A 12,468-nucleotide genomic window follows, 5' to 3' on the forward strand; every position below is an offset into this window, starting at 1 on the left:
CTTTCCTTCATCGCATCACGAACGGGTCGCCCATCGGTTGATCCGACAGGTTCACCCACACGGTCTTGAGTTCGGTGTAGTCGAGGACGGAGTGGATACCGCCCTCACGGCCGTAGCCGCTGGCGCCATAGCCGCCGATCGGCGCCATCGCCGACACGGCTCGGTAGGTGTTCACCCAGACAATCCCGGCGTGGACGTCGCGCGCCATCCGGTGACCGCGTGCGAGATCGCGTGTCCAGATCCCGGCCGCTAATGCGTACTCGGTTCCGTTGGCTAAACGGATCGCTTCGTCTTCGTCGCTGAAGCGCATGATTGCTGCGACCGGCCCGAACACCTCGTTCTGGACGATGTCGAGATCGACGGACCCACATTCGAGCAGCGTCGGTTCGTAGAACCAGCCGGGGTGACCCTCGGGGCGCTTGCCGCCGGTTAGCACGGTCACGCCTTGCTCACGGGCACGCGCGACCATTGTCTCGACGACACCGAGCTGCTGTTCCGTTGCCATCGGTCCCATGTCCGAAGACGGGTCAAGCGGATCGCCGATCGTGATCCGTGCGATGCGCTCGCGCAGCGCGGCGACGAACCTGTCATAGATGCCGTTCTGGACCAGCAACCGCGATCCTGCGACGCAACTCTGACCGGAAGCTGCATAGATACCGGCCACGACCCCATTCACCGCACTTCCAATACCTGCGTCGGCGAAAACGATGTTTGCGGACTTGCCACCGAGTTCAAGCGACAGCTTCGCGAAATTCTCCGCTGTGGCTCGTACGACATGTCGCGCTGTGGCGGCCCCCCCAGTGAAAGCGACACGACGAACCAGCGGATGACGCGTCAACGCCGCGCCTGCGCCTGCACCGAAGCCCGTCACGACGTTGACGACGCCATCGGGAAAGCCGGCGAGCGCAACTAGCTCGGCAAAGCGCAGGATGCTGGCCGATGCATGCTCGGAAGGCTTGATCACCAATGTATTGCCTGCCGCCAGCGCCGGCGCGAGCTTGATCGCGGTCAGATAGAGCGGGCTGTTCCAGGGCACGATCGCAGCGACGACGCCAAGCGGCTCGTGGACGGTGAAGGCGAACATGTCGGTCTTGTCGATCGGCAGCGTGCTGCCCTCGAGCTTGTCGGCCAGGCCCGCGGCGTAGTGGAAGAACTCCGGCAGGTAGGCGAGCTGGCCGCGCGTCTCTCGGATTAGCTTCCCGTTATCGCGGGTTTCGAGTTCTGCGAGTTCGACGGCATGTTCGGCAACTAGATCACCAAGGCGCCGAAGGAGTTTGCCGCGCGCGCTGGCAGTCAGCCGGCGCCATTCGTCTGAACGGAAAGCGGCATCGGCAACACGCACAGCATGATCGACGTCCGCCGCATCGCCGTCAGGAAGCGTAGACCATGCCTTTCCTGTCGCCGGGTTGAGGGAGGTGTAGGTCGCGCCCGAGACGGCAGGGACCGATTGCCCACCCACGAGCATCTGGAACGTGGTGGTCGTCATCTTCAATCTCCCAAGGAGGGTTGGTGACACCCGATCGTAGCCAGGAAATCCAACAGGAGGGCGTTGGTCGCATCTGCCATTTCGACCGGCATCATATGCCGCGCATTCTCCACGACCCGGCAGACCGCGCCGGGTATGCGCGCGGCCAAAGACCTTGCCATCGCCGGTGTCGAGCCAATGTCATATTCGCCGGTCGCGACGAGGGTCGGAACGTTGATGGTGGACAGCTCCGCATCGCCATAGCAATCCTCGGTTGCGAACAACCGGTAGGCCACCGCATACCCGGCCGGGTCGTTGGCTACGAAGCTCGTGCGCAGGTCCGCAATATACCTAGCATTCACGTTGCGGAACGCCGGGCTGAACCATCGCTCGATCGCGCCATCGATGTTCGCGGCTGGACCGTCTGTGGCGACATCGGCGACACGGGCCATGATAGTCGAGCGTATGTCTGGCGAGCGATCGAACACGCCGTTTAAAAGGACGAGAGCCTCGACCCGGCTGCGATGACGCAAGGCCACGGCGCGCGCGACAAGTGCCCCCATCGAGAACCCGATAAAGGTCGCCCGATCGACCCCCGCATGATCCAGCACCGCGACAATGTGATCGGCAAAGCTATCTAGACCGGCATCTTCGGGAGGGCGCGCACTATCGCCATGACCAAGCATGTCGACGGCAATGACGCGGTACTCTGTCTCGAGTAGCGGCACCTGCGCCGCCCACATTCCACGAGACAGCCCGACACCGTGAATGAGGACGACCACAGGCCCCGTGCCGCCGCTATCGTCGTAGGACAGTGGCACGTTCACCGTGTCGGGAACGCAAGCCATCACGACGCCTGCCGCGCTGCCTTTTCGGCTGCGATAGCTTCCAGGTCGAGATATCGGTTCCCGATACGGGGATGGACCCGCCCCGCATCCGCCGCACCCAGAACGACGACGATCTCGTCAGGAAGCGGGGCGTCCGAAATCGAGAACTCGCCGGTGATGTAGTGCGAGCGCTGGCCCTCATCGTCCTTGTGCATCATTGGCACCTGGATCGACGTTCCCAGCCCGCCACGCTTGTTGGTGAAGCTCAGATAGGACTTTGCCTCGACCGCCTCGCGATAGTGGTTGCCGAAGCGCAGCGTGTGGATCAACGCCGAGGCATGCTCGATCTCACCAGCGGCGCCAACGACCGCCGCCTTGCCATAGGCTTCGATCCGGTCCGCCCCGCCGATCGCCGCGATCAGCCGGTCGACGATCAGCGCACCAAGGTCGGACGCGCACGCGCGGATCTCGGGCTGAAGGTCTTCGACGAAGCCTCGTCCGGCCCATGGGTTCTGAAGAACGGCTGCAACCATGACGGTGGTAACCGGGGTGCCGGCTTCCTTGCCGCCTTCGGTACGCACTTCTTCAACGTACGAGACGATCTTTCGAATGCTTAATGCCATGTCTAGCAACCCTCCTGCCTGTATGGTGTCTGTTGGTATACCACCTGATTGGACAATGGCAATTGTTCATTTATGGTGATCTTTGAGGGAACAACGCTGATGCAGAATGACGACGTAAACATGCTGGACCGGATCGAATCCCGGCCGCAGACCCTGCGCCTGATCGCGCTCGACCGCGTTCGCGATGCTATTCTCGAAGGCCGAATCAGCCCTGGCGAACGCTTGGTGGAACGCAATTTAGCCGAGCGCTTGGGGGTAAGCCGGTCGGTGATCCGCGAGGTTATTCGCAATCTCGAGTCCGAAGGCCTTGTTGAGGGAACACCGTCGGGACCGCGCTTGGGGATCATCACGATCGACCAGGCGGAACAGATTTACGACATTCGCATCCAGCTCGAATCGTCCGCGGTCGCGGCGTGCGCTCGCGTCGCTACAGAGGTGACCGTCTCGGCACTGAAGTCGGCACTGGCGGATATTGCCGTTGCCCATGAACAGCGTAGTGCGATTGGAGCGTTAAGAGCGACGACCTGTTTCTACGAGATCATCTTCAAGACAGGCGGACACCTCATCGCCTGGGAAATCGTCCAACGATTGAACAGTCGGATCAGTCAGTTACGCGCGATGACGCTATCGGTCGTTGGACGGCAAGCTTCTGGGCTCAAACGGCTAGCAGGAATGGTCGATCTCATCGAACGCCAGGATTCATCAGGAGCGGCTGCCGCTTGCCAAAAGCATGTCCGAGAAGCAGCAAAGATCGCGTGCGATAAACTTCGTGAAATCGAAGGATCCGAGGCATAAATCTATAAGCGCCGATTTTTGACACACCTTGCATTCGAGTTCGACGACTAAACGACCCAATTGCGGTCGTTCAGAACCCCTCTCTAGTCCCCCAACTTCGTCCGCTCGTTCATGTTACAGTAGCGACGGTCGGAGCGGCAAGGTTTGGGAACTTTGCCGCTATCCGCCTACCATCCGCGGAATGGCTGAGCCCGCTAAAAGCTGCCGCCCAATTCTTAAGCCGAGATATCAGTCAGCGCCGAAAACGGGTTATTAACGCGTCCCAATTAAGATCGTGATCATGGTTACGCTGACATCGAAGGGTCGTGCTGAGAAGACCCGCCAGGCCGAAATTGACCGTCGAGGCGGCCGCTGTTCGGATTGCAACGAGCACCAAAGCAAACTTGATAAACCGCTGGAGTGCGACCACCGGCCAGGCACTGATAAACGCGCCAACATTTCGGATATGGTGTCTCAAGGCTGTTCTGACGTTGCAATACTGGACGAGATGTCAAAATGCGATTTGGTTTGCCATCCATGCCACAACGAACGCACCGGTAGGCGCGCGCGCGATAGGAACGCCGTCGGCAAGGCTACATAAAAGTATAAAAGCGAAATGGCTGGCGAGGCCGCCTCGAAGTTCCTGAAGGACGGACGAACCGGAAAAAACTTGAAGACGGCTGCTGGATCCGCGTAATCTCAGCACCCCGAAGCAGTGATTGGCGGGACCAGTCGGTACCGGCCCCACCCATCAACACGTCGACCAAGAAGCAGACGTCCCCGCCCCCTTCCCAGCTTCCCAACTTCGGCCGCTTGTTCATCTCCGCGTTACGACGACTTTTGGCGCCTGACCCTGCGAACTCGAATGTCGCGACTGGGCAATAGTTTAAGAAGCAGGCTGTCGAAGGCCGAGTTTTGTGCCCGATGAGCTGCGGACGGCTTTTGCAGGTGGCTTGGGCACGGGATGAGCGGTGACGCTACGTCGAACCGTAGGTGCCAATCCGGATTCCTCATTCCACAGAACCAGGATTGTAGCGATCGGTGCGGCGGTAAGGATCAGCAGGAAAAGGCCCATCAGCCATTCGTTGGGCTGTAGCGGCTGCGAGAAGCTATCGCTGGGCTGCATCGACGGGCTAGGTCGCATCGGGCGTCTGCCGGCTTTCCTGGGGTGAAACGGGCGGTCCGTAGTCGATCGGTGGGCAGACGGCCTGATCTGCGACCGATCATAGGCGGCGCGTGCTTCCTTCTTCCCCAAAACGGAATACGCCTCGTTGATCTCTTTTGCACGAGCAGAAACGTCCGCTCCATGATTGGCATCGGGGTGATATTGACGGAGCAGCGCTTTCCACGCGGCGTGGATAGTGTCGCGACTTGCCGTCGAGGGCACCCCTAGAACAGAATAATAGTCGGGTGAGAGAGCCATCTAGCCGTTCCTTGCGGCTAAAACGCGAAAAAGAAAAGTCCGCCTGGTCCGTGATCTAACCCAGGCCTTCTCGGTGATCCAAAGGGCGGCTTTGGGCGCCAACAGTCAGGCGGCTGCCATTCCCATCCGCAACTTCGTGCTTTCGACGACACTACGCCACCCCTAGGCGTTGACCCATTGCACGAAGCCGCTGCGCGGCAGTGGTGGTGGCGGTTGAGGTAGCGCAGCGGCGCTGAGGTTTGGTTCTGCGGCAGCGGCGGGAGACGATGGAGTTCCTTCAACGAGAGGAACTCTCCATGGCGACTCTACCCACCGAACAGTCCGTTACGCCGCTGCGCCAGCGGATGCTCGACGACATGGCGATGCGCTCAATGCGGTCGCGTACCCAGCACGACTATGTCCGCCACGTTCGCGCCTTCGCGGCGTTCCTGCGACGCTCGCCGGAGACCGCGACTGCCGAGGACGTACGGCGCTTCCAGCTTCACCAGCGCGAGCACGGTGTCGGAGAGGCCGTCATCGGCGCCACGGTATCGGCGCTGCGGTTCCTGTTTGGCGTGACGCTCGACCGGCCCGACCTGTCGCGCAGGCTGGTCCTCGCGCCTCGTCCCCGGAAGCTGCCCGACGTGCTGAGCGTCGAGGAGGTAGGGCGGCTGCTCGAGGCGGCACCGGGCATCAAGTACCGCGCCGTGCTGGGCGTCGCGTACGGCGCCGGATTGCGGGTGTCGGAGGTCGCACACCTCAGAGCCGACGACATCGACAGCAAGCGCATGCTGATCCGCATCGAGGAGGGCAAGGGCCGCAAGGACCGTAACGCGATGCTGTCGCCGCAACTGCTTGAACTGCTCCGGCTCTGGTGGCGCGAGGGCAAGCGGCGCAGTGTCCTGTTGCCGCACGGCTGGCTGTTCCCGGGGCGCAGCTACACCGATCCGATCTCAACCAGACAGCTCCACCGCGCCGTTCATGAGGCTGCCGAGGCGGCCGGGATCCGCAAGCGCGTCAGCCCGCACACGCTGCGGCACAGTTTCGCCACCCACCTGCTCGAGCAGGACGTCGACATCCGCGTCATCCAGGTGCTGCTCGGGCACAGCAAGCTCGAAACGACCGCGCTCTATACCAAGGTCGCCACGCGCACGATCCATGCCGTGACCGGTCCGCTTGACCGGTTGATGGCGCTGATGGAGGGCAAGCCACCCGCCGGGCGAGCGCGCGATGCGCACCTCGCTCGAGGTCGCCGACATCTTCCGTGCTGCCGGTCCTGCATACCGGACTGCCCACGCCGGGCATCTGAGCCTCGACCAGCTCAAGGTCATGTCGGCTGTCGAACATTGCCGCACCGCTGCGCTCGGCGGCCACACCGAGGCATGTACCGACTGCGGACACTGGCGGGTCGCCTATAACTCCTGTCGCAACCGGCATTGTCCCCGGTGCCAGGGTGCGGCCGCGCGCGCATGGCTTGCCGAGCGCGAGGCCGACCTGCTTCCGGTCGGCTATTTCCACGTCGTCTTCACCCTGCCGGCCGAGGTCGCCGACATCGCCTACCAGAACAAGGCTGCAGTCTACGGCCTGCTGTTCCAGGCGGCGTCCGAGACGATGACGACCATCGCCGCTGACCCGAAGCATCTCGGCGCCCGCATCGGCATCACCGCGGTCCTTCATACCTGGGGGTCGGCGATGACCCACCACCCGCACATCCACATGATCGTACCCGGCGGCGGGCTGTCCCCGGACGGCAACCGCTGGGTGTCGTCACGCCCCGCGTTCCTGCTGCCGGTGCGTGTGCTCGGCAAGCTGTTCCGCCGCCTGTTCCTGACCCGGCTGATGGCGCTGTACGAGGCGGGACGGCTCGGCTTCTTCGGCAGTCTTGCGGCACTCGCCGACCGCCGCGCCTTCCTGCGACACCTGTCCCCGGTCCGCAAAAAGACCTGTGTCGTCTATGCCAAACCGCCGTTCGCGGGACCGCAGGCGGTGCTCGCCTATCTGTCGCGCTACACCCACCGGGTCGCCATCTCGAAAAGCCGCCTCGTCCGCTTCGACGAGACCGGGGTGACATTACGCTACAAGAATTACCGCAACGATGTCGCCGACCGGCAGCAGCTGATGACGCTGGCCGCTGACGAGTTCATCCGGCGCCTCCTGATCCACGTTCTCCCGAAGGGCTTCCACCGCATCCGCCATTACGGCCTGCTCGCTGGCGCCACCCGCAAGGCTCACCTCGAACACGCCCGCCAACTGCTCGGTATTGTCCCGCCCGTGGCCGATGTCGCGCCGGTCGAACCCGACGATGCCCGCCCGCCGTGCCCATGCTGTGGCGGACGCATGCTCATCATCGAGACCTTCGAACGCTGGCGCCAGCCCCGCGCACCGCCGCATGCCACCGACCCGACCGGGACCACCGCGCCATGACCCGGCATGGTTCACCTGCATTCCGCCACGCAGCCTGTGCGCTTCCGGCCATAATGACGCTCGCGTCGACGATGCCGCTCCGCGTGCCGACCAACATCTCACGCCTTCGTCGAAGCCAGAATCCAAGCCAAACCCAGCGCCAGACGGCCTTCTTCCAGCCCACAGATGCCCGCCCGGGCAGCTGTTGCACGCGCCTCAAACCAGGGCGAAAACCGAAAACCCCATAGGCCAGCATCCGCGGCCCGCGGCTTCCTGCTTTGGAGGATATCGTACACCTGCCGGTGCCCGATTTCCTTCACACAAGCAGACATTAGCAGGCTCTTCCGGCCTTCCCAACTTCGGCCGTTTGTTCATGTAGGCATGTCGTCGCCGACGGGGCCGCATGGGTGGCGAGAAGTGGGACGAAGCCGTCTTTCGATGAGGCGGCCGTGACTGTTGGGCTTCTGGTGAACGGCCATTCGCAAATTTCAGAAATCGACTCAGCAAGCTTGAAAGCAAGCAACGGTGCCGGTTTGGAACGCATACCGTAAAGGCGTCGCCGCTCACCTGACGAAAAACCCTCTCGGTGAGGTTGTCGCACGCTTTCTCATTCCGACAGGGTATCTTGTAAAATTGTGGGAAGGGTGGAGTACGAGCCATACCACGTACGCATAATCTCTGCTGCCTTTACAGCTGGACCCTGTCGAAAAACATGTCAGACCGTCCGAGAACTCCGGGATGGCCATGCCGTTAGGCGCGCGCTGCCCTGGAGGGCGCTCGAGGCAGAATTTCTGGATTGGATCGCTCGTCGGCGGGCCAAATCCCTCACATTGGGCATCGTCAGCGCGATATTCTCTTGAGAAATGGATGTCCGGCCTTTTCAGGCCTGCACGGCGCGGAGCAGGGCGGGAATGACGAGGATGTTGATGGCTCGCCGCAGGTTGTAGGCGAGCGCCGTCAGGCTAAACTCGGCGTTGACGTTGGCGAGCCCGCGCATGAGGAACGCACCCTGGTTCATCCACTGTTTGATTGATCCAAACGGGTGCTCGACCGTCTCGCGTCGCTTGTCGAGAATATCGGGCCTCGCGACAAGTCGTTCGGCCATGCGTTCAAGCACAGCCTCGTTTTCCCAGCGATCAATAGTTCGCCGGGAGCCCGAAGTGCATTGCGGCTTTAGGGAGCAGGTTTGGCAGGCCCGCATATTGGTATAGCGGATGGCGATATGCTCGTCCTTGCGGGTGCGGGCATAAGGATCAAGGCGATCACCACTCGGGCAGACGTAACAGTCGGCCTCCGGGTCGTAGCGAAACTCGGTTCTGTTGAAATAGCCGCTTGCAACCGCCGAGCCGCGCTGCGGCCGCGCGACATAGGGCACGACGCCGATATCCTCGCAGGCAGCGATGTCCTCGCCCTTGTAGTAGCCCTTGTCAGCGACTGCATCGATACGTTCGACGCCCAGCACCTCACGCGCGGCACCGGCTGTCTGGGCCAGGAATCCAAGGTCGCTGCCCGAATTGGTGACGTTCTGCTCGACGATCAGCTTGTATCGGGCATCGACCGCGACCTGTGCGTTGTAGCCCACCCCGACCTTGGGGTGCATCGCCATCCCCCGGGCATCAGGGTCGGTAAGTGACAGCTGGCTCTCACCGCTGGCGACAAGTTCGGTGAGCATCGCCTGGTGCAGCTCACGCCGTGTTCGCACCCGCGCGAGCTTCGCCTCGAGCGTGGCCGCACGGCGCGCCGCGCCTTGCGCCTCGATTTCCGCGCGGTCGGCCCGATCAAGCCGTCCCAAATACTCTTCGATCCGCTCGTCGGCCAGCTTGATCCATCCGGCCAGCTTTTGCTGCGTGAAGTTGCGCTTGCGGCTGTTCACCGCCTTGAGGCGCGTGCCGTCCACGGCAACCAGTTCCCGCCCGAACAGATCGAGCTTACGGCACAGCAGCACGAAGGCGCGAAACAGCGGCTTGAATGCTGGCCGGTTCACGCGCCGAAAATCCGCGATCGTGCGAAAGTCGGGACGCAGGCCGCCCAGCAGCCAGATCACTTCGAGATTGCGCCCGGCTTCCGCCGCCAGGCATCGGCTTGAGCGGACCCTATTGAGATAGCCGTAGAGGTAAAGCTTCAGCAGATCCGCGGGATCGTAGCCGGGTCGGCCCGTCGCCTTTGGCCGAAAGCGGTCAAAGGCAAGTTCCCCCAGATCCAGATCGTCGACGAAGGCCGCGATGAAACGCACCGCGTTGTCTGCCGCCACATAGTCATCGACCGAGGCTGGCAGCAGCAGCATTTGATCGCGCGATTGACGTTCGATGTAGCCCATGCCCGATCATACCGGATACGAAACCTGACGGGAATCCATCACGCAGTTTTCGGACAGTCTGATGTGTTTTCCGACAGGGGGGCAGCTGCAGCAACCGCTCAAAGGCGCTTGGGCTGATACCGATCATACACCAACGTTCGAGTAGATACCTCGAACTCTCGAATGACTAAGATCCTACTAAATCTTGCAAGCCATGCTCCATTCTACCGATGGAGAGGCTAAACGGGAATCATACGTTGAATGCCCTGGCTGTAATGCACGGCAAAAGCTGGCCCCTATAAGGAGGCCAGCTTGCACTTACTCGGAGGGTACCGCTTTTGGCTTTTTTGATTTTGCCGCAGCCTTTGGTGACGTGCCATCGCCCTTGCGGACGGTTCCCAGGCCAATCCTGTGGGCCATCGCACGGCGAGCTTCCGAATAGGTTGGGGCAACCATAGGATAATCGTCTTTTAGGTTATACCGCACGCGATATTCCTCTGGCGTCATGCCGTGCTTTGAAAGGTGGCGACGTAGAGTTTTGTATGATTTTCCATCAACCATGCTGACGATGAAGTCGGGGTTCGCCAAAGACTTTCGCGTCGAAACTGCGGGTGAATGATCCTGCGCGCCAGTAGCAGGAGCGTCTGTCCCCTCAGCGCCGCTCATCAGAGACTGAACGCTCGAATGCATCCGGGCGAGAAACGCTGGAACCTCATCGGCGGATGTTCGGGTATTAGAATTAGACAACCACGCAATCGTCAACTCGGCGGCAAGCTCGACAGCGTTCAGCTGGATATTCTCATCAGTCATTCTATGCTCCACTAAGGTTTGCCATTTAGGAGAATTATCTACGATGACAACCTAGTTCGGTGCAGAACGCGAAATTAATCAACGCCCTCCTTAAATAACGCTGCGATGCCAAAAATATAAAATAGCTAAGTCTTTATACCAATTAGCCGCACCAAGGCTATAAAACGATACGCTCACGTAAGCTGGACCCTGTCCTATCCTGAAATTTGCTCGGCCCCGTGTAAATTTGGATGCCAGATTACCGAAGGAATAAATGCGTGATCGTTCGTTTCTGCAAGACTCCAAGCGTAGTCAGCATAATGCTCTGCACGAATTAAATATTGATCTCGCTCAGCAGGATCTATACTTTTTGTCGATGCAGCCCTCGCAATCGCCTCTTCCTCAAGTCATTGGGAAATCTGGTTTTGTTTATGTAAGGCCGACGACATAGCCACTTCCCCTAAAACTCGTATGGGCTATAATGGCATAAGAGGCCTTTAAATCGACTGACGATTTGTACAAACTATGGATCTGTATCGTCGGTCTTGAGATAGCTCATAGCCAGAAGCTATTTTATAAAACTAAGAGATGCATTGCTGACATATACTATTTACATTGACGTTGTAGTAAAAATCATAGTCTAAAATAGTTATGTCAATAATACGGATAACACATTACATCACAATATATTGCAATTCCCTTGGGTCAAAAGCGTATAGCGACATGGCTCTATGTCACTACACGATGGGCCCTTCCATCCTTATGATATAAGTCGATATGCCCTGTTTTAGAACTGACAACTACCTTGGCGAATATAACTCTCATCATTTTGTTTATGGCAATGGATGACTTTTTGTCATTGTGACCTATCGAAAGGTATTCGATGACCTCAGAGAGTTGGTTCTCTAGTCTGATGGTCGCTGAGTGTTGATACATATCCGCCTTATCTAAAAGGTCCTGCTCTAATAGATCAACGGTATAGCGCATCTCTTTCAATCGATCTGTATAAGATGGGCTGAGGCTGACCGCGTGAAGCTCGCGCCTGGCTCGATCAACATTGTTTTGAGCTACGGATAGTCTCCTGCTTCGGCCATATCCAGGCGCGCTAATGTCGCAGGCGCTGAAGATTGTCGATAGGCCTTGGCGAAGAGCGGCATCAACGGGGCCATAGGCGATGGGCGCATAATGGGCTGCAGTTCCAGCTACGGATGCCGAACATATAATGCTCGGGCCATTCGGGGCTGATGGACTAACAATCATCAAACTGCCGCAATATTCGCATACCGCAAGTTGATTCAGTATGTAGTTAACACTACCATGACCAGCCCAGTTACTGGTCAGGCGACCAATCTGTACCTTATGAAACGTATCCACTGATATGATAGCAGGATAGTATCCACGTATAGGTGGGCAAGGTACGCGGGTCTGCCTCCCGTCTTTCCATTCTATGACATGAGGAACAAAGGTCCCTACAACAGCGCTTGATCTGGCAATCCAACCCACTTTGTCGCGCGTCCATAGACTATCTGACTTCCAAGCTGGCACCTTATCGCGGTTAAACATTTCCGCGATTTTGGTATTAGATACACCCTCTTGAGCAAGTCTAAATATGTCTCTGACTACCTCTGCCCTCGCTGGTATTATTGAAAATGCTTTGTCATTTTTATTTAGCTCCAGCCATCTCGGACAGCTGGACGTAATCGGCTCGGACCCCGCGATCGCCCTTTTCGCGCTCCAACTTGCCTTTCCTCTGAATGACTTTAACTCGCTTTCTTCATTTGCGCGGATAAAGTTTATCAGCGCGTATATCAAGCCCATCGGGTCTCGACGCAACTCATCGATCGAGTAAGTTCGCCGATCGGATAGTGTGACAATCGTTATCCCAGCAA

The 12,468-nt window shown here is 59.2% G+C and carries 9 protein-coding genes and 1 pseudogene; 3 read left to right on the forward strand and 7 right to left on the reverse strand.

What is annotated here, in order from left to right:
- Positions 1–7: 7 nt before the first annotated feature.
- The 3 genes from IFT54_RS19300 to IFT54_RS19310 are packed head-to-tail and all read right to left on the reverse strand — an operon-like array spanning position 8 to position 2,915.
- Positions 8–1,486, reverse strand: a complete 1,479-nt coding sequence (locus IFT54_RS19300; RefSeq protein WP_192071834.1) for an aldehyde dehydrogenase — start codon at positions 1,484–1,486, stop codon at positions 8–10.
- 2 nt (positions 1,487–1,488) lie between these two features.
- Positions 1,489–2,313, reverse strand: coding sequence for an alpha/beta fold hydrolase (locus tag IFT54_RS19305; protein ID WP_192071835.1), 825 nt, complete (start codon positions 2,311–2,313; stop codon positions 1,489–1,491).
- Positions 2,313–2,915: an amino acid synthesis family protein gene (locus IFT54_RS19310; RefSeq protein WP_192071836.1), complete on the reverse strand. Its 603-nt coding sequence runs from the start codon at positions 2,913–2,915 to the stop codon at positions 2,313–2,315. Before IFT54_RS19310 ends, IFT54_RS19305 begins: the two co-directional genes overlap by 1 nt.
- Before the next feature lie 99 nt (positions 2,916–3,014).
- Between IFT54_RS19310 and IFT54_RS19315 the strand changes: the two genes are divergently transcribed.
- Entirely contained in the window at positions 3,015–3,710 is a 696-nt protein-coding gene (locus IFT54_RS19315) for a GntR family transcriptional regulator (protein WP_192071837.1), read from the forward strand.
- A gap of 865 nt (positions 3,711–4,575) precedes the next feature.
- Here the strand turns inward: IFT54_RS19315 and IFT54_RS19320 are convergent.
- Positions 4,576–5,112, reverse strand: a complete 537-nt coding sequence (locus IFT54_RS19320) for a J domain-containing protein (protein ID WP_192071838.1) — start codon at positions 5,110–5,112, stop codon at positions 4,576–4,578.
- Positions 5,113–5,408: 296 nt separating this feature from the next.
- Between IFT54_RS19320 and IFT54_RS19325 the strand changes: the two are divergent.
- A pseudogene (locus tag IFT54_RS19325) lies at positions 5,409–6,311 on the forward strand (tyrosine-type recombinase/integrase); the annotation flags it as partial.
- A gap of 10 nt (positions 6,312–6,321) precedes the next feature.
- Entirely contained in the window at positions 6,322–7,515 is a 1,194-nt protein-coding gene (locus tag IFT54_RS19330; protein ID WP_192071839.1) for an IS91 family transposase, read from the forward strand.
- 859 nt (positions 7,516–8,374) lie between these two features.
- Here IFT54_RS19330 and IFT54_RS19335 read toward each other — a convergent pair.
- The 3 genes from IFT54_RS19335 to IFT54_RS19345 form a co-directional block, all read right to left on the reverse strand.
- Positions 8,375–9,811: an IS1182 family transposase gene (locus tag IFT54_RS19335; protein ID WP_192071840.1), complete on the reverse strand. Its 1,437-nt coding sequence runs from the start codon at positions 9,809–9,811 to the stop codon at positions 8,375–8,377.
- Between the two features lie 297 nt (positions 9,812–10,108).
- Positions 10,109–10,600, reverse strand: a complete 492-nt coding sequence (locus IFT54_RS19340; RefSeq protein WP_192071841.1) for a MucR family transcriptional regulator — start codon at positions 10,598–10,600, stop codon at positions 10,109–10,111.
- Between the two features lie 708 nt (positions 10,601–11,308).
- Positions 11,309–12,468, reverse strand: a 1,160-nt coding sequence (locus IFT54_RS19345) for a recombinase family protein (RefSeq protein ID WP_206758147.1), incomplete at its 5' end; no start/stop codon positions are given.

Origin of the sequence: Sphingomonas sp. CFBP 13714 (genome assembly GCF_014842205.1) — a bacterium.
GTDB classification, from domain to species: domain Bacteria; phylum Pseudomonadota; class Alphaproteobacteria; order Sphingomonadales; family Sphingomonadaceae; genus Sphingomonas; species Sphingomonas aerolata.